Origin of the sequence: Kribbella antibiotica (genome assembly GCF_004349055.1) — a bacterium.
Lineage (GTDB): Bacteria > Actinomycetota > Actinomycetes > Propionibacteriales > Kribbellaceae > Kribbella > Kribbella antibiotica.
The window spans coordinates 20,398-39,351 of sequence record NZ_SMKX01000045.1; the positions used below are offsets into that span (position 1 = coordinate 20,398).

At 67.4% G+C, this 18,954-nt stretch carries 6 protein-coding genes; 4 read left to right on the plus strand and 2 right to left on the minus strand.

Annotated elements, in window-relative coordinates:
* Positions 1–42 precede the first annotated feature (42 nt).
* Positions 43–12,264, minus strand: a complete 12,222-nt coding sequence (locus E1263_RS17650) for a non-ribosomal peptide synthetase (protein ID WP_165956656.1) — start codon at positions 12,262–12,264, stop codon at positions 43–45.
* Between the two features lie 100 nt (positions 12,265–12,364).
* Between E1263_RS17650 and E1263_RS17655 the strand changes: the two genes are divergently transcribed.
* Genes E1263_RS17655 through E1263_RS17670 form a run of 4 tightly spaced genes read left to right on the plus strand, consistent with a single transcriptional unit; the run spans position 12,365 to position 17,040 of the window.
* Positions 12,365–14,116, plus strand: a complete 1,752-nt coding sequence (locus tag E1263_RS17655; protein ID WP_202868933.1) for an ABC transporter transmembrane domain-containing protein — start codon at positions 12,365–12,367, stop codon at positions 14,114–14,116.
* The gene (locus E1263_RS17660; RefSeq protein WP_132168651.1) at positions 14,113–15,864 is read left to right on the plus strand and encodes an ABC transporter ATP-binding protein; all 1,752 of its coding nucleotides are present in this window, start codon (positions 14,113–14,115) and stop codon (positions 15,862–15,864) included. Before E1263_RS17655 ends, E1263_RS17660 begins: the two co-directional genes overlap by 4 nt.
* Positions 15,861–16,754 (plus strand): class I SAM-dependent methyltransferase, encoded by an 894-nt coding sequence (locus tag E1263_RS17665; RefSeq protein ID WP_132168653.1) that lies wholly within the window; start codon positions 15,861–15,863, stop codon positions 16,752–16,754. Before E1263_RS17660 ends, E1263_RS17665 begins: the two co-directional genes overlap by 4 nt.
* Positions 16,755–16,788: 34 nt before the next feature.
* Positions 16,789–17,040 (plus strand): phosphopantetheine-binding protein, encoded by a 252-nt coding sequence (locus E1263_RS17670; RefSeq protein WP_132168655.1) that lies wholly within the window; start codon positions 16,789–16,791, stop codon positions 17,038–17,040.
* A gap of 62 nt (positions 17,041–17,102) precedes the next feature.
* Here E1263_RS17670 and E1263_RS17675 read toward each other — a convergent pair whose 3' ends face one another.
* On the minus strand, positions 17,103–18,953 hold the full coding sequence (locus tag E1263_RS17675; RefSeq protein ID WP_132168657.1) for a siderophore-interacting protein: 1,851 nt from the start codon (positions 18,951–18,953) through the stop codon (positions 17,103–17,105).
* Between the last annotated feature and the right edge of the window lies 1 nt (position 18,954).

Below are 18,954 nucleotides of genomic sequence, written 5' to 3' on the forward strand. Positions count from 1 at the left end.
TGCGGTACGACGTTCCGTACCGCACCGGACGGTGGGATCCACTCAGCTGTTCAGCAACTTCGTCAGCAGCGGCCCCCATTTCGGGACCCCGGAACCGGGCTCGAGGATGGACTGGTGGTCTTCGTCCTCGGCGACGAAGAACGTGAAGTTCGTCAGGTGACTGACCCATCCCAGCGAGTCCTCACGACCCACCTCGGCCACTCGGGGCTCATGAGTCGCGGACGACGCGATCACGAGCGCCTCGACGTCGAGAATGCCCTGCGTCGGCGCCGATGTCATGACGTCGCATCGACGGCCGGCCGTCTCGACAGCCTTGAGCTGCTTCGCGTCGGCGAGCAACTCGCCGAACGCTTCCTCGCCGAAGGCTTTCCGCATCTCGTCGCGCATCGACTCGGCGGATCCCGGCCGGGCGAGGCGCTCGGTCGTGTTCTCCGCACCGGCCGGTATCGCATCCACGATCACCAGGGACCCGACGCGCTCGCCCCGGGCCAGCAGCCGGCGCGCCACAGCGAACATGACATGGGCGCCGTAGGACCAACCCAGCAGTTCGTACGGTCCGGCCGGCTGCAGACCCTGGATGACATCGGCATAGGTCGAGGCGAGATCGTCGAGGTCGTCGAACTCGATCTCCAGGCCGGCCATCGCCGGATCGTCGATCCCGACCAGCCCGACGCCGTCCGGGAGGTACGGCGACAGTTCCGCGTACATGAACGAGGCGCCGAACTTCGGGTGCGCGCAGAACACCGTCCGGCCGTTCAGGGAGGGGACGAGACGGGTGGCGATGGCGGTGATGCCGACCGCTGGATCCGTATCCGGCTGCAGCTTCTGGTCGACGACCGAACTCAGTTCGCCGATCGTCGAGGCGGTGATGACGTCCCGCATGGCGATGTTCACCGGGAACGTGCGATTCATCTGCGAGGCGAGCCGCATGGCCGCGAGCGAATGCCCGCCGAGCCGGAAGAAGTCGTTCCCGGCCCCGAGCTCCAGTCCCTCGTCGAGGTCGAGCACGGCCCGGAAGATCGCGGCCACCGCCAGCTCCGTCTCCGACTCGAGCGCCCGGCCCGTGCTGACTCCCGACGCGGCGACCTCAGCCGGAGGCAACGCGCGGCGGTCCAGCTTCCCGGTCGGGGTAAGGGGGAACGTGTCCACCACGATCATCGCCGCCGGAACCATGTAGTCAGGCAGGTACTTGGCCAGATGGTGACGCAACTGCTCAGTGAGGTCGACGTCCGCGGTCGTGCTGTAGTAAGCAGCCAGCTGCAGCCCCGTGGTGTGCTCGAAGGCGACGACTTCGGCGCGTGTGATCCCGGGGAACCCTTGGACCACGTCCCGGATCTCGTCCGGTTCGATGCGGTAACCGCGAATCTTGATCTGCTCGTCGGCGCGACCGAGGAAGTCGATCATCCCGTCGTCCTTCCACCGGGCGAGATCGCCGGTGCGGTACATCCGTTCCGCCGGTTCCCACGGGCAGGCGACGAATCGTTCGGCGGTCATCGCGGACTGACCCCAGTAGCCGCGTGCGGTTCCTTCGCCGGCCAGGTAGAGCTCGCCGGCGACACCGGGCAGGGCCGGCTGCAGGTTCTCGTCCAGGATGTAGGCCCGGGTGTTGAAGATCGGCGTACCGACACTCGACGTGGTGCTGTCGGCCAGGTCGGCACCGAGCGCGTTGATCGTGTACTCGGTCGGTCCGTAGAGGTTGTACGACTCGACGCCGGGGGCGTCGCGCAGTTGCTGCCATAGCCGGTCGGGGACGGCCTCGCCACCCAGGGAGACGAACACGACGCCGGGTGCGTCGGAAGCCACGGACCGGCCGGCCGGCCGGTCCCGATCGAGCAGCCCTTCTTCGACGAGCAGCTGCCCGTACGACGGGGTCACGTCGAACCCGTCCATACACGTCTCGTCGTAGTGAGCCAGCAGCCGCTGATGGTCGCGGCGCATCTCCTCGTCGATGACGTGGACCTCGTGCCCGTTCAGCAGCCAGAACAGCTGCTCCCAGGAGGCGTCGAAGGAGAACGACGTCGTATGCGCGATCTTCATCCGGCGTCCGCGCTGGTGGTCCACCACGCGATCGAAGATCTTCTCGACGTGGTTGACGTACATGTTGGTCAGTCCGCGGTAGCCGACGGCGACTCCCTTGGGGCGGCCGGTGGTTCCCGAGGTGAAGATGATGTACGCGAGATGGTCGAGCGAGACCTCACCGCCTCGTTCGGCGGCCGTGATCGGATCCGGAGCGGTCTGTGCGAGGCGCTCCAGTGTCGGTGCCGAATCCAGGTTGATCACCTGGCCGGCGGCGCCGGTGATTCGATCCACGTCGCGGTCGGTCACCAGTGTGACGGTCGGTTCGGCGACCTCGACCATGTAGTTGATCCGCTCGTCCGGCAGCTCGCAGTCCACCGGGACGTAGGCGGCACCCACCGCGAACACCGCGAACATCGCGATGACCGTGCGCTCGTCGCGTGGCAGCAGCAGCGCGACCCGATGCTCCGGGCGCACGCCGTCGGCCAGGAGCAGCCGGGCGTAGCGGTTCACCTCGGCGGAGAACTCATCGAAGGTGAACCGGCGCTCGCCGGCGACCAGCGCCGTCTCCGATCCCGACAGCCGTACCTGCCGGTTCAGCAGCTCGGCGACCGTGACCGGTTCGATCTCGCGGGCGAGATCAGCGGGGATGCCCGTGTGTGGGTCGGTCTCGTCCGGCAACAGCGCGGACAACATGCCAACGGGCTCGTCCAGCTTGCGAGTCAGAGCAACGAGCACCTGTGCGTAGCGCTTGAGCAGTAGCTCCGCGGCCGACGGCTCGAAGACGTCGCGGCGGTAGGACAAGCGCACGTGCACGGTCGCCGCTCCGTCGCGCTCCTCCGGGTCGACCGCGAAGGTCACTGGGTAGTGGGTCGCGTCGTCAACCTTGGCGCCGACGACCTCCAACCCGCCCGTGTCCTTCCCGCCGGTCTTGGCCAACGGCATGTTCTGCACCACGAACAGCGTGTCGAACAGAACCGGAACGCCGGCATTGGTCTGGATCTGGGTCAGCGCGGCTTGCGGATGGTCGATGACGCGCAACAGCTCGGACTGGACCTGGGCGAGCAGCTCCCGATTCGTGGCGAACGGCGGCAGATTCACTCGCATCGGGACCGTGTTGAACAGCAGCCCGATGATGCGGTCGGCATCGGCCAACGCCGGCGGCCGGCCGGAGACGGTGTTGCCGAAGACAACGTCATTGCTGCCGGTGAGCCGGCTGAGCGTGATCCCCCAAGCGGTCTGCAGCAAGGTGCCCGCCGTGACCTTGGCGTCTCGTGCGGCCTGGAACACCGTCGCAGCCTCGGCCGGGCTGAGATCGAGTTGCAGCTCGCCCATCTCACCCTGGGCGTCACCGCGGTCGACGAAGTCCGGGCACAGCAGCGTCGGGCCGGTCAGCTCCGTCAGGTAGTCGTCCCAGGCGCGATAGGCGGCACCGGGGTCCTGGTCGTCGACCCAGTCCAGGTAGGAGCGGAAGGACGCCGGAGGCACCCGGTCGACGTACCCGGCATCGCCGTAGCTGGTGAGGATCTCGGCCAGCAGCGAGTTGATGGACCAGCCGTCCAGCAGGATGTGCTCGAAACTCATGACCAACGTCCACGCTTCGGGGCCGTGTTCGAGCAGTGTGAAGCGGATCAGAGGCGGGGTCTCGAAGTCGAAGGGTTCACCTCGCTCGGCCGCCAGGAACTGCTCCGTATCGCCACTCCACTCGTCGCCGCGGACGACCCGCACCGGAACTTCGACGCCGGATGGGATCACCTGTACGTCGCCAGGCGGGACGAACGCTGCCCGCAGGTTGGGGTACCTGTCCATCGCGCTGGTGATGGCAGCCGTCATCCGCTCGGGATCGAGATCTCCCTTGAGCTGCCGAAGGATCTGCGAGACGTAGGTGTTGTGGTCGTCGGACTCCTGGGACCGCAGCAGGTGATAGAACAATCCGCGCTGCAGCGGAGCAAGCGGAAGGATCTGGGCGTCGCGCCCGTACCGGGCCCGGATGGATTCTTCTTCGCCGGGCGTCAGCGTGACCCGGTCAGCGCGCCGCAGCGTGAACGCGGCTCGACGCTCGCGGCCGGCGGCGGGAACTCCAACGATCTGTTGCGTGATGGCGGTGGCCAACGCCTCCGGATCGACATCGACAGTGCGCGCCGACTCCACCCAGACCCGTACGGCGGAACCCGCAACGAGGACATGGATGTCGAGCCCATCCTCTGGTGCGGCGGTGCTCAACTCTGCTTCGCTACGGAACACGCCCACGCGGATCCGGGGCGCCGGGACATCATCGAAGAAGCGGCTGAACCGCGGGTGTCCGACGAGCGCGGCGTACTCGGCGGCTCGCTCCGGGCTCAGCCCGACGACATCACCATCGTCAAGCAGGACAGGGAATCTGGGACCGTCGGACTCGTGGAGCTCCACGAGCAGATCGCCTTCGGTGACCTCGGCCAAAGACTTGGCCACGGCCGCCAGTACTACGGACCGCAGCGAAGCCCCGTCCGCGGTGGAAGCAGCTCGCGTGGCCGTGCCACTCGAAGCTGCCGAGTCGCCGCGCTGCCGCAGTACGGTGTCGGTCGCGTCAGCGAGCTCGTCGACCCAGTCCTCCCAGAACGGATCGTCCACGATGGCGGTCAATTCGTCGTCGCTGTATTCAGTCGCGGTCCGAGCCGGGGCGACGACCATCGGGATGCTCGCCTGATAGGCGGTGACCAGCTCGGTGAGTTTCTCTCGGACCGCGTCCAGCAGCTCAGGATTGCTGGTCTCGGCGACCAGCGCACCGGTGCCGTCGTCGCGGACCGCCAAGCGCAGGGCGAGGCCTGCTCCCGACAACGCGTGACTGACGTGGTCGATCGCCACCCGCCAGAGCGGCGCCGTACTGATGCCGAAATCCGCAAGCGGGAGCTGGAAGCGGCGGACGGGACCGGCGTTGTCGACGATCTCGTCGCAGGCCCGCACGATCTGGGCGAGCTGCTTGACCGTCACCTCCGGGTGCCGGGAACCGAGCACCAGGAACTGTGCTGTCTTCCGCAGCAACCGTGAGGTGGTCTCCGCGCCGAACAACTCGCGAGTCGCGTTCAGCTTCATTCCGAAGGCGCCGCTGTCGAGCCGTTCGATACTCGACACGAGATCGAACAGCGCGGGCTGCGCCGGCGAGTCGTCGGTGGCGGTCGAGGCGTAGTTGGTCAGCGGTGGCGTCCTACCGGAATCTCCACGGCGATCCAAGTAGGCGGCCATCACCTGGAACAGCGGGCTGATCCCGACCCGCCGCGGTGGATTCACCGCCTCGACGACGTGCTCGAACGGAACGAGCTTGTGGTCGGCGGCTTCGAGCATGCGATCGCGACACCGGAGCAGCGTCTGTGCGAACCCGGCTTCGGCATCGATATCGGCGCGCACTACGACGGTGTTCACGAAGTAGCCGATCAGGTCCTGCAGTTCGGGCAGGTCGCGCAGACTGGCCGGAGTACCGATCGGGACGGTATCGCCGGCCCCCTCGTCCCAGAGCGCCAAGGAGAAGGCCGCGATCAACGCTTGCAGCGGGGTTGCCTTGTGCTCGATTAGGAACTCGTCGACCGTGGCGGTCTCGTCGCTGGTGAGAGACGTGGTGACGGGCCGGATGGTTCGGTCTTCGGTGCTGTCTCGTGTCTGGTCGAGCGGCAGGACGGTTTCGGTCGGGAGCTCGGACAGCATGTCCTGCCAGTACCGCAGGTCCGATTGGTAGCGGGAGGCCGGGTCCTTCCGATTGCCCAGTACGTCGCGCTGCCAGACCGCGAAGTCCGCGTACTGTGTCGGCAAGGGCGCGATCGTAGTGGGCGTGCCGGTTGTCGCTTCGAGATAGAACTGGTTCAGCTCGTTGACGAGAGGTCGGAAGGAATCCGCGTCGGTCACGATGTGATGCCCGTAGGCGATGAGCACATCCCCGTCGGTATGGCGCAGCAGGTGGAACTTCAGCCCGAACCCGGTGGTGAAGTCGAGTGGCAGCGCAGCCACCTCGGCGATCTTGTCGCGGAGCGACCCGGCGCCGACGTGTTCGACCTCCAGTACCTTGGCGTCGGGTGCTGGGGAGATGACCTGGTGCAGCGACGCGGCATCCTCGTCGGGCACGAGGATCGTGCGCAGGATCTCGTGCCGGGTGATCACCCGGCGTACCGCCGCCATCAGTGCGTCCAGATCGAGCTTCTCGGCTGCCTGCAACACGACGTCGGTCCGGTAGATCGAACGTCCCGCGATCTGCTCGGTGAACCAGAGTGCTTGCTGGCCGTAGGAGACGGGTAGGACGGTGGGGCGTGGCAGGTCGCCGATGCGTGTGGACGTGTCGGTGACCTCTGTCGTGGTGTCGGCGACGCGTGCCAATTCGCTGATCCGTGGGTGGTCGAAGACGTCGCGGAGGGTGAGCGCGGTGCTGAGTTGGGCGTTGGCTCGGGCGACGACTCGGGCGGCGAGTAGTGAGTGTCCGCCGAGGCGGAAGAAGTCGCTGTCGGTGTCGAGGTTGGTGTCGAGGTGTAGCTCGTCGCGGAAGATGCCGGCGAGCGCGATCTCAGTGTTGGTTTGTGGCGCGCGTCCGTTGGTTGGGCCGGCGGTGAGGTCTGGTTGTGGCAGGGCGCGGCGGTCCAGTTTCCCGTTCGGTGTAACGGGGAATCGGTCCAGACGCGTGAAGGTTGTGGGCACCATGTGGTCCGGCAGGGACTGTGCGAGATGCTCACGAAGTACCGCGTCCTCGACGTCCGTGATGACGTACGCGGCGAGGTACTTGCCGCCGGCCGGGTGATCCCAAGCGGCAATCGCCGCACCCGACACCTTTGAATGCTCTTCGAGAGCCGCGCGGATTTCGGCGGGTTCGATCCGGTGTCCGCGGATCTTGATCTGGTCGTCGCTGCGGCCGAGGTACTCCAGCTGTCCTTGGTCGTTCCACCGCACGACATCGCCGGTGCGGTACAGCCGCGCACCATCAATGTCAGCTACGAACCGGCTGGCGGTCAGGCCCGCGCGAGCGACGTACCCATCGGCGAGTTGGACTCCACCGAGATAGAGCTCACCTGCGACACCGACCGGCACCGGGCGCAGCCAGGTGTCGAGGACGTGCGCTGTCGTGTTCGCTACCGGTGCGCCGATGGTGGTGTCTTCTGCGGTGGTGGCGTCGCCGGTGACTTCGGTGGAGCCGTAGAAGTTCTGCAGTGCTGCTTGTGGTGCGGCGGTTCGCATCGCGTTCGCGGTGCTCTGGGGGAGTGGTTCGCCCGAAGAGATCCAGTGCCTGAGCGTGGTCAATGCTGCATCGTGGCGGACGAGGACGTCGGCGAGGCTGGGTACGGTCAGCAGGTGGGTGACTCGGTGCCGGGTGATCGTGTCGAGCAGTCCGGCTGGGTCTTGCGCGGTCTCCGCGGGCACAACCACGGTTCGGCTACCGGCGATCAGCGGCCCGAACAGCTCGGTCACTGCATCGACAAAACCCACACCGCTCTTGGAGAGCGCTACGTCGTCCGGCCCGTAGCCCAGTACTCGTTGGCCCCAGGCGAGGCGGTTCACCAGCGCACGGTGGGAGAGGGTGACGCCCTTCGGGTGACCTGTCGTTCCCGAGGTGAAGATCACCACGGCGGCGTCGAGGTCGTTCAACGGCCGAGCCAGGACCGGAGGAGTCTTCGCACCATCGAGTTGCGGCACTTCGGTGATCACCACGGCGGGTGCGGCGACGTCGAGGATGTGTTTGATGCGTTCCGCAGGGTATGTCGGATCGATGGGTACGTAGGCCGCTCCGGCCCGCAGTACTCCAGCTAGTGCTACTACGAGGTCGACCGAGCGTGTCATCGTGACGGCGACTCGATCCCCGGCCTGCACGCCTTGCTTGATGAGGTGGTGCGCGAAGGCGTTGATGCGTGTGTCGAGCTGGGTGTAGGTGAGTTCAGTGCTGTCGGTAACGATCGCGATGGCGTCGGGGCTGGCGGCTGTTTGCTGGCGGATCAGCTCGTCAAGGGTTTTGCTGGGGAGGTCGATTGTCTGACCGTATGACGATGCGGTGAGTTCTGGTGCGAGTGTCAGGTTCCCGATGTGTGCTTCTGGGTCAGTGGCGATTGCTGTCAGTGCCGCCTTGAGGACGGCGATGAATCGCTCGGCGCTGGTGTTGTCGAAAAGGTCGGTCGCGTAGGCAAGTCTTCCGCTCAGCTCGGTGGGCGAGTCGAAGATGTCCAGGTCGAGGTCGGTCTTGACGGCGCCGACCGCTGCGGGGGTCAGAGTGGTAGTGACGTGTCCGAGCTGCAGGCCGGTGCGGCTGTTGTCGATGACGCGGTGGGTCAGCATGGTCTGGAAGAGTGGGTTGCGGCCGACGGAGCGCTCTGTGCCCAGCGCGCGGGTGATTTCTTCGAAGGGCGCGGCTTGGTGCTCGAATCCACCGAGTACGGTTCGTTTGGTGTTCTGCAGTACGTCGGTGATCGAGTCGCCGGCGTTGAACCGATGGCGGATCGGCAGGGTGTTCACGAAGTACCCGACCAGGTCTTCGAGGCCGTCTTCGGTGCGTCCGCCGACCGGTGAGCCGATCACCACATCCGTACCGGCACCCAGCGTCGAGACGGTCAACGCCGTCGCGGCCTGGAGCGTCATGAACATGCTCACACCCTGCTCGGCCGCGACCTTTCGCAGGCCGGGCACTACCTGTGGGTCGACGGTGAACCGTAGGTCCGCACCGCGGTGGGTAGGCGTCGCCGGCCGGGTCCGATCCGGCGTGATCGTGGACTCCTCAGGCGCGTCGGCCAGGACGTCACGCCAGTGGGCAAGATGTTCGGAGAGCAGTGACGACGGGTCAGAGGCCGCACCTAGTACTTCGCGTTGCCAGATCGCGTAGTCGGCGTACTGCGCTTGCAATGGTGCCCAGACTGGATCGTGCCCTGCGGCCCGTGCCTGGTAGGCAGTCGAGAGGTCGCCGAGCAGTGATGGTAACGACCATTCGTCGACGGCGTGGTGGTGGACGGTGACAACGAATGTCCAGCCGTCGTTGCCGGTGTGGAGCAGCGCTACCCGGATCGGGAGCTCGACCCCCAGTTCGAACCGGGTCTGCGTTGTCGCGCGCACCCGTGCGTCTACGTCTGACACATCCTCGACGGGCAGCGTGAGCCGGTCGGCCGCCTCCGGCGCTGGGACGACGACCTGGCTCAGTGTGCCGTCGTTGTCCATCAAGAGCGTGCGCAATGACTCGTGACGAGCGACCACGTCCCGGACTGCGGTGAGTAGCACAGCGGGATCCGGCTTGCCGCTCAAGCGCAGTACCACCGGTACGACGTACCGGCCGCCCGGTCCGCCCAGCTGATCGAGCAGCCAGAGTGCTTGCTGGCCGTAGGAGACCGGCAGGACGGCGGGCTGTGGCAGGTCGCCGATGCGGATGCCGGCGGTGGTCGTGGTGGCGAGCTGGGCGAGCTCGCTGATGCGGGGATGGTCGAAGATGTCGCGGAGGGTGAGCGCGGTGCCGAGTTGGGCGTTGGCGCGGGCGACGACTCGGGTGGCGAGGAGTGAGTGTCCGCCGAGGCGGAAGAAGTCGGTGTCGATGCCGAGGTCGCCGCTCAGCTGCAGAACGTCGCGGAAGATGCCGGCGAGGGCGATCTCCGTGTCGGTTTCCGGCGCGCGCCCGTCCGCCGCGCCTGCCGCCAGGTCTGGTTGCGGCAGCGCGTTGCGGTCCAGTTTCCCGTTGGCAGTAACGGGGAATCGGTCCAGGTGGGTGTAGGTCGTGGGGACCATGTAGTCCGGGAGCGATCGTGCGAGGTACTCGCGCAGCTCGTCGGTCGGCACCTCGTCGCCGGTGAGGTAGGCGGCGAGGTATTTACCCCCGGCCGGGTGGTCCAGCCCGACGACTGCCGCACCCGACACGGCTGGGTGTTGTTCGAGGACTGCGCGGATTTCGGCGGGTTCGATGCGGAAGCCGCGGATCTTCACCTGGTCGTCGCCGCGGCCGAGGTACTCCAGCTGTCCTTGGGCGTTCCAGCGCACGAGGTCGCCGGTGCGGTAGAGCCGTGTTCCGTTGTCGTCGGCAACGAATCGGTTGGCGGTGAGGGCTGGGTTGGTGATGTAGCCGTCGGCGAGCTGGACGCCGCCGAGGTAGAGCTCGCCTGTTGCTCCGGCTGGTACTGGGCGCAGCCAGGTGTCGAGGACGTGTGCGGTGGTGTTGGCGACCGGAGTGCCGATCTCAAGCTGTCCGGCCGTGGCATCGCCGGTGACTTCGGTGGAGCCGTAGAAGTTGTGCAGTTCTGCTTGTGGCGCAGCGATTTGCATGGCGTCGACGCTGGCTCGGGTGAGGGTTTCGCCGGAGGAGATCCAGTGCCGGAGTGTGGTTAGTGTTGTGTCGTCCTGGCGGACGAGGACGTCGGCGAGGCTGGGCACGGTCAGCAGATGGGTGACTCGGTGCCGGGCGATCGTGTCGAGAAGTCCGGCCGGGTCTTGGGCGGTTTCGGTCGGGACGACGACGATTCGGGTGCCGGCGATCAGTGGCCCGAACAGTTCGGTGACGGCGTCGACGAAACCGAGACCGCTCTTGGAGAGTGCGACGTCTTCTGGCCCGTAGCCCAGTACTTGCTGGCCCCAGGTGAGCCGGCTGACGAGGGCGCGGTGGGAGAGGCTGACGCCCTTGGGGTTACCGGTTGTTCCTGAGGTGAAGATGACGACCGCAGTGTCGAGGTCGTTCAGCGGCCGGGCCAGAACCGGTGCGGTCTTCTCGCCGTCGTGCCGCACTTCGGTGATCACGGCGGCGGGCGCGGCGACGTCGAGGATGTGTTGGATGCGGTCCGCGGGGTATGCCGGATCGATCGGCACATAAGCCGCTCCCGCGCGCAGTACGCCGGCCAGCGCTACTACCAGGTCCACCGAACGCGGCATCGTGATCGCGACGCGGTCTCCGACCCGCACACCCCGCTCGACGAGGTCGTTGGCGAACGCGTTGACCCGTTCGTCGAACTGGCGGTAGGTAAGTTCGGTGCTATGAGCAACAATCGCGACCGAGTCCGGGCTCGCGGCAACCTGTCGGCGCACCAGCTCGTCAACAGTCGCTCTCGGCACCTCGACTGTTTCGCCTCGTGTCGGCGATGAGGTGCCGGGGGTGATCAGTTCGTACAGGGTCGGCGCGCCGTCGAGGGCGGCGTTGAGGAAGCGGCCGAACTGGTCGGCATGCACAGCGGGATCGCTGGTGTCCGAGCCCGTTGACAGCTCCAGGCGGATCCCGGCGCCGGGGGTGCGGTAGATGGCGAGGTCGAGGGATCCGACCGGTCCGGTGCTGATCGTCTCGCTGGCACCCAAGCTCCGCGTTGCGTCGAAGAGCCGGATGTTGATCGTCGGCAGGGTGAGATACGACGCATGGCCGCCCGGCCAGGACCGGGCGATCTGGTGGTCTTCGACAGCTGTGTGGCGCCGCGAGGTCTTCAACTGGTCCGCGACGACCCGGAGGACGTCGTCGACGTTGTCGTACGGGCTGATGGTGGCGACGACGGGGATCGCTCGTGAGATCGCGCTCGGTGTTCTCAGTGCTTCGCGATCGTCGCGCAGCATCAGCGGAACCCGGACCGCGACGTAGTCGCGGCTCTCTACGAGCGCGGTGTAGACGCCCCACAAGGTGATCAGGGAGTCGGTCCAAGAGACTCGCGCGGTGCGGGCGAGCTGCTGAACCTTGGGGTAGGCGTCGTCCGGGATCGGGACGACGACCGGGCGGCTCGAGGCGACGAAGGCCTCGGACAGGTCCTCCGCCGGGCCGGCGGTTTCGACTCCGAGGACGTCGTTCCAGTACGCGCGGCCTGCCTCCGTGCTGGATTCGTGGGTGAGGTTCTGCAGACTGCCGAACCAGCGGTCCGGCGTCGGGTCGCCGGAGTAGATCTCCGCGACGCGGCGGATGAACAGGGAGATGCTGTAGCCGTCGACGAGCAGGATGTTGGTGATCAGGATCCAGGCCCAGGTTCCGTCTTCGCGGCGGACCAGGGCCGAGCTCGTGGTCGGCTCGGCGGTGGGGGTGGTGAGCCGGGTGCCGGCCAGCGCTCGGATCCGAGCGTCGTCATGGGCCGTGTCCACGATCTCGGTCGAGAGCGTCGTGGTCGCGTCGACGTACTGGAACGGGACGCCGTCCTCGTCGCCGAAGCGGACTCGAAGTGCGTCGGTCTCGGCGAATGCGGCACTGACCGAGGAGGCGAACGTGGCGGCGTCGATCGGGCCGTTCAGCCAGATCAGCTGGCCCGCGCAGAAGACCGAAGACTCGGGGGCGAGCTTCCGTGCCGCCCAATTGCCCCGCTGGCTCGTACTCAACTCCACACGATCAAAAGCCGTCAACGGAAGCACACCCACTTCTCTCGGGACGAGGTGACGATCACTGCCACATCAAGGAAGGTTAGGCTAACCTTGCGCCGTGCCGCCATCCATCCCACCTCCCGACCGGGAAGACCTGTCCCAGTTGGGCCGGGGACCGTTGACCCGTTGGATACCTCTGACCCTGCAGGCGCCCGCCGATCCACCCGAGGTCCAGTCGTTCGCGGCCGATCCGGAAACCACCTCCGGCCGATTTCTGCTGCGCGTGATCCTCTCTGTACGGCGGGTGACCGTGCCCGCCGCGTTGGCCGCGACCCTGTGGCAGGTGGGCGAGGCGGCGGTCCCGGTGGTGATGGGACTCGCGATCGACCGGGCGCTGGCAACCGGGGACGCGGGGCAGCTGGTGCTGTGGATCGGCGTACTGATGGGCCTGTACGTCGTGCTCACGGCGGCGGCGAAGTTCGCCATCCAACTGACCGCGTATGCCATTCAGCTGCTGCAGCACCGCCTCCGGAGCACGCTCTCGACCGGCGTACTGCATCCGGTTGCCGGCGGCGCCCACGCGCCGGACGGCAGCGTTGTCTCGCTGATGACCAACGACGTCGGTCGGATGGCCAACGGGGTTCAGCTCGTGATCATGCCGATCGCGAGGGTGGTGACCATCGGCTTCATCGCCGTCTCACTGCTGACGACGCACTGGATCCTCGGGCTGGCGGTGCTGGTGGGGGCGCCGGTGGCGGTATGGCTGATGGGTGTGCTCAGCGAGCGGCTGTCCCGCGACACCCGCGAGTACCAGGGACTGCTGGCCACGACAGTTGGACTGGCTACGGATGTCGTGGCCGGATATCGGGTGGTCAAGGGGATTCGCGCTGAGACCGAGGCGACCCGCAGGTATCAGCAGGCCAGTCAGGAGACGCTCGTCGGCGCCAAGCGCAACGCGGGTCTGCTGGGGCGGTTCCTGATGGGCTCCGGTGTGGTCACCGGCGTGTTCGTCGCAGCGGTGATGGGCCTGGCGGGCTGGTTCGCCGTGGACGGTCAGCTGAGCATCGGCGAGCTGATCGCTGCCGTCGGGCTCGCGCAGGCGTTGCTGCCGCAGATCCAGTCGATCGCGAACGACTCCATCCCCAACCTCGCCGGGTCGCGTGCGTCGTCCGCACGCATCCTCGACGCGTTGCAGGCCGAAGCTGCCGTGGCATCCGAGTCCGACGACGCCGTACCGCCGCCGGTTACGCAACTGCCAGTGCTGGAGATCTCCACACCCACAACGACGATCCGGATCGAGCCCGGTGAACTTGTGGGAGTCCGCACCGATGACGTGACTGCGGCTCGCGTCGCGGAGGCGCTACTGGATCCGCGCGAAGCCGGCAGCGAGGTCGCGGTGCGGCTGGATGGCATCGCGGCGGGTGAGTTGAGTGCGCAGGAGTACCGCGCCCGGGTCACCTTCACGCCGCACCGGGTGACGCTGTTCAGCGGGACGATCCGCGACAACCTCACTGCCACGGCGGCCGCACCCGAGCTGGTGACAGCGGCGGTGCGAGCCGCGGCCTGCGACGACTTCGCCGCCGACCTCGACCTTCCGGTCGGCGCGGACGGCAACCGGTTCTCCGGCGGTCAGCTCCAACGACTTGCGCTCGCCCGCGCCTTGGCGAGCGACGCACCGATCCTCGTACTGCACGACCCGACCACGGCGGTCGACTCGGTCACCGAGCACACGATCGCGGAGCGGCTGCGCGCCGTCCGCGCGGGTCGCTCGACCCTGCTGATCACCTCGTCCCCGGCGTTGCTGAACAGCTGTGACCGCGTCGTCGATCTGCTCGAGGACGCACCGGTGCGCGTTGGGAGATCGTCGTGAGCCAAGCATCAGCCGCGCTGCCGGTCGCGAGCGGCAGGGAGACGGCCAGAGAGGTATGGCGGCTCAGCCGCGGGCATCGGCTCCGGCTCGCCGCTGTCGGAGTGCTGGGGATCGTCAGTACCGCCGTGAACGTGATCCCGCCGCTGATCATCGGGTTCCTCGTCGACCGGGTACGGGCAGGTACCGCCGACCTCGGCACCGTCGCGATGGTCACGGTCGCGATGGTCCTCTCGGCAGTTCTCGGCGCGGCCGGCACCGCGGTGACGATCGTGCTGGCTACCCGCGTCTACCACACCATTCTTGCCGGGTTGCGCGAACAACTCGTGAGCCGTGCGATGACGCTCCCGCAGCACCTGGTCGAACGCGCCGGGACGGGTGATCTGATCTCCCGGACCAGCGATGACGTCACCGCCGTCGCCGATGCCGCCCCCGCAGTGATCCCTGCGCTCACTGTCACGGCATTCACCATTGTCGTGTCGCTGGGTGGGCTCGCGGCGCTGGAATGGCCGTACGCCGTCGCGTTCGCCGTCGTACTGCCTGTGTATGTACTCGTCATGCGCTGGTACCTCCGCATCGGCCCGCGGGTCTACGCGGCCGAACGTGCGGCGATGAGCGCCCGGGCCCAGCAGATCCTCGAATCCCAGCGTGGCTACGCCACCGTGCTTGGGCTCGGGCTCACCGAGCAGCGGCACCGCAGTGTGCTGGCCGCGTCCTGGGGGGTCGCGGTGTGGACGCTGCGCGCCCGCGCCGTGGGGGTCATGCTGAGCATCCGCCTGAACTTCGGCGAATGTCTCAGCCTGGCCACCGTCCTCGTCGTCGGCTTCGTGCTGATCGATGCGGATATGTCCACGGTCGGCGCCGCCACCGCCGCGATGCTGCTCGTCCTGCGCCTGCTCGGTCCGGTCAACGAACTGGTGTTCGTCGTCAACGACCTCCAGTCGGCCCTGGCATCGCTCAGCCGGATGATTGGTGTCGCCACGATTCCGAAGGAAGTAGGCGAGCCGTCGGCAACCGCGACCGCGGGCGTCGCGGTGCGGCTCAACAACATCGCCTTCCGGTACGGCGACGGCCCCCGCCTGTTCGACAACCTCACCCTCGACATCCCGACCGGTCAGCGCACTGCTGTGGTCGGTGCGTCCGGGGCCGGCAAGACGACGCTGGCTGCCGTCATCGCCGGCATCCATCTCCCCGAGAACGGGACAGTGGCCCAGCCCGGCCGGACGACGTTGATCACCCAAGAGACCCACGTGTTCGTGGGCACCCTGCGGGACAACCTCACGCTCGGCGCCCCGACGGCCACCGACGACGACATCCACACCGCGCTGGATGCGACGGGAGCGGCCGGTCTGCTCGACCTGCTGCCGGACGGTCTGAACACGATGGTCGGCACCGGCGGACATCCGCTGACCGATGCGCAGGCCCAACAGCTCGCCCTCACCCGGCTCCTGCTCGCTGACCCGGAACTGGCGATCCTCGACGAGGCAACCGCCGAGGCCGGCTCCACCCACGCTGGGTTGCTGGACCGGGCCGCTGACGCGGTGTTGCACGGGCGCACCGGGTTGGTGATCGCGCATCGCCTCTCCCAAGCCGCGACCTGTGACCGGATCGTCGTCATGGAACTGGGCCGGATCATCGAGAGCGGCACCCACGACGAGCTGGTCGCAGCCGGTGGCGTGTACGGCGTGCTGTGGAGCGCTTGGGAGGCCGGACGGAGCATGAACAACAAGGTAGGAAGGACTGGCTCATGACGGGAAGCCCAGACCGGGGCGGAGGGGCGGGGAAGGTATCCAGCGTTGTCGGTACGCCGGACAACACGGCAGTACGGACCGCGTTGTGGCGCGCCCTGCACACGCAGGTGGACGAGCCACCGTACGTTCTCGAGGACGCGCTGGGCGCCCGGCTGGCGCAGGACGGCGACGGCTGGCGGGAGCGCCCGGATGTGGCCCCTGCCGTCTCACGAGGACAGCGGGCCACGGTTGTCGGGCGGGCGCGGCTGACCGAGGACCTGCTGGCGCAGGCCGCGAGCCGCGGCGTCGACCAGTACGTGATCCTCGGCGCCGGTCTGGACACCTACGCGCAGCGGCACCCCGACGCGGGCTCGGCCATGACGGTCTTCGAGATCGACCAGCCGGAGACGCAGGGCTGGAAGCGGAGCCGGCTGATCGAACTCGGCTACGGCATCCCGGAGTGGTTGCGCCTGGTCCCGGTCGACTTCGAAGCGAACGACGACTGGTGGGAGCGACTGCAGGCGGCGGGTTTCGACGCCTCGCGTCCCGCGGTGGTGTCCTGGCTGGGCGTCACGATGTACCTGACCGAAGAGGCCACGGCGGCGACCCTCAAGCAGGTAGCGAGTCTGCCGGTGGGCTCTTCGCTGATCCTCACGTTCTTCCGGCATCTCGAGGATCTCCTGCCCGAGGACGTGCAGATCCGTCGAGCCTCCAGAGAGGGTGCTCGACGGGCCGGTACGCCGTTCATCGGCTTCTACACGCCTGACCAGATCACCGAACTGGTGCGGCAGGCAGGATTCGCCGATGCCGAGTACGTCTCGGCAGCAGGCCTGGCCGATCGCTACTTCGCGGACCGCACCGACGGCCTGCGGCCGTACAGCGGCGAGGAAGTCCTGATCGCAGGCGTTTGACAGTCATCGACAAGCAAGGAAACAAGGAGTTCTGATGAGTCTTACCACCGAGCAGTTGATCGCCGACGTCGCCGACGTCCTGTACATCGCGCCGACGGAGATCGACTACGAACTGAGCCTCCGCGACCAGGGGATGGACTCGGTCCGGCTGATGGATCTGGTGGAGCGCTGGCGCACCGCGGGCGTGGACCGGATCGACTTCATCACCCTGGCCGAGGACTCGCGCCTCGGGCACTGGATCGAGGTCATCGAGAAGCTGCAAGCCGGTGAAGAAGTACCCTCATGACCAAGAGCGCAGTCTGATCCTGCGGGATGTGTGTAGTGCGGTCACGAGGACCGCACTACCTGTCAGGGGGCCAGCACTCGCAACGTGTTGCCCCATCCGACGAGCGACTTCTCGACCACTGTCAGGCCGGCACTGGCAATGACAGCCTCGAGCTCGTCCGTGGTGCGATAGCCGGATCCGTGGAGCGTCAACCGCAGGATGTCGAGCTCTGCGTCGTGCTCGTCCAGCTCAGTGGGATCGAACGTTGCCTCCACCAACAACAGCCGGCCGTCGGGGCCGAGGCTCGCAGCGGCCCGCTGAAGAATCAGCCTCGCCTCCGCGTCCGGGTACTGCCCGAGCGTTTCGACCAGCAGTACGGCGTCCGCGGGTTCGGTCTGCTCGAACACCGAGTGCTCGACGATGCGGATCCGGTCCCGTTGTGACTCGTCCGCGATGCTGGCCGGAACATCCCTGCGGAACCAATCCGCCGCGGTGGGGAGCGCCACGATCGTGACGCTTGCTTCCGGATGCGTCGCAGTGAGGTAGTCGGCGTGGACCGCGGCGCCGGCGGCGTGGACAACGACCTTGCCGACGCCCGCGAGGACGGGGGATTTCGCGAGCGGCTCGGCGAGGAGATGCACGAACCCGGACTTGCTCTCCAGCCGCTTGTGCTCGAACGGCGGCTCGCCACGGAGGGCGTCCCAGTCCTGGCCGGTCACCGACTCCAGCACCGGACGATCGTGGCGGACCGCCTCCTCGATGCCGTGGAAGGCCTGCGACATCCGGAAGTCGACCCCGTCGGCGACCAGGTGGTCGAGGACGGCCTCGCTGGTCAGGAATTCACCGGTCTCGGTGAGCTTGTACTCGTCGCCGTCGCGGTCCACGAGTTCGATCGCTTGCAGGTATCGCAGGAACTTCGCCAGTGAGCGTTCTTTCGCGCCGGTGTGCTGCGCGAGCGCGGGGACGGTGCGGACGCCGCGGCTGATGCAGTCGCCGATCCCGAGGTTCGCGGCCGCCCGAATCGCCAGTGGTGGCAGCAACTCGGACATCTCGTGGAACTTCGCGAAGGCCTTCTCGTTGCGCTCCGGGTCCGGCACGGCGGGGTCCTCTTCCAGCGCCACCACCTCGGCGCGCCGCCAGTAACCGGTGAAGTCGATGTCGGCCTTGTCGACACCGCGCTCCTCGATGAGGTAGCGCCGCAGATCACGGACGACGGACTGCTCCCCGGCGAGCCAGACGAACATCGAGCCGTCGTGCCGGCCGGCCGCGCGGACCGCCTGCAGCAGCAAGGGCTCGGCGCCCGCCGGCGCTCCGTTCCGCACCACCCAGGTCACCTCGACGCCGTCGCGCGCGGGGAAGTCGATCCGGTGCGATTCCTCGGCCACCTCGATGTAGACCTCGGCCTGCAGTTCGTCGGGCAGCTCCGTGAGCAACCGGTCGATGGCCGGGATGGCCGTGTCGTCACCGATCACGAGGTACCGGTCGTACCCTGCCGCCAAGGCGTTCGAGACCGATGGTCCACCGACGTGGAGGCGATCGCCCGGGTTCGCCCGGTACGCCCACGTCGTCGCGACGCCCACGCCGTGTTTCACGAAGTCGATGTCGAGCTCGCGCGTCTGCGCGTCGTAGCGGCGGACCGTGAAGATCCGCCAGAGCGACGGCGGGTCGGACGGCCAGCGGTACTTGCCGTCCTTGTACGTCGGGAGCACCGGCTCGGTGTCGCCGGGGTACGGGAAGACCAAGCGGATGTTGTCGTCGAAACCATGGCTGGCGAACGCGGGGAACGCCGTACCGTCAGGTCCGGTGAACGGGCCCAGCTGATCACCGGTCAGGGTGATTCGGCGCAGGCCGGGAGTGACGTCGACGATGCGCGCCACCTCCAGCTCCCGCAGGACAATGGCGTGTACGACGGTCGGACGGGCGCGGCGTGGCATG

Bases quoted from the DNA above. Each gene is read 5' to 3' on its own strand.
- E1263_RS17665 (WP_132168653.1), top strand. From the start codon at position 15,861: ATGACGGGAAGCCCAGACCGGGGCGGAGGGGCGGGGAAGGTATCCAGC.
- E1263_RS17670 (WP_132168655.1), top strand. From the start codon at position 16,789: ATGAGTCTTACCACCGAGCAGTTGATCGCCGACGTCGCCGACGTCCTG.
- E1263_RS17675 (WP_132168657.1), bottom strand. From the start codon at position 18,953: ATGCCACGCCGCGCCCGTCCGACCGTCGTACACGCCATTGTCCTGCGG.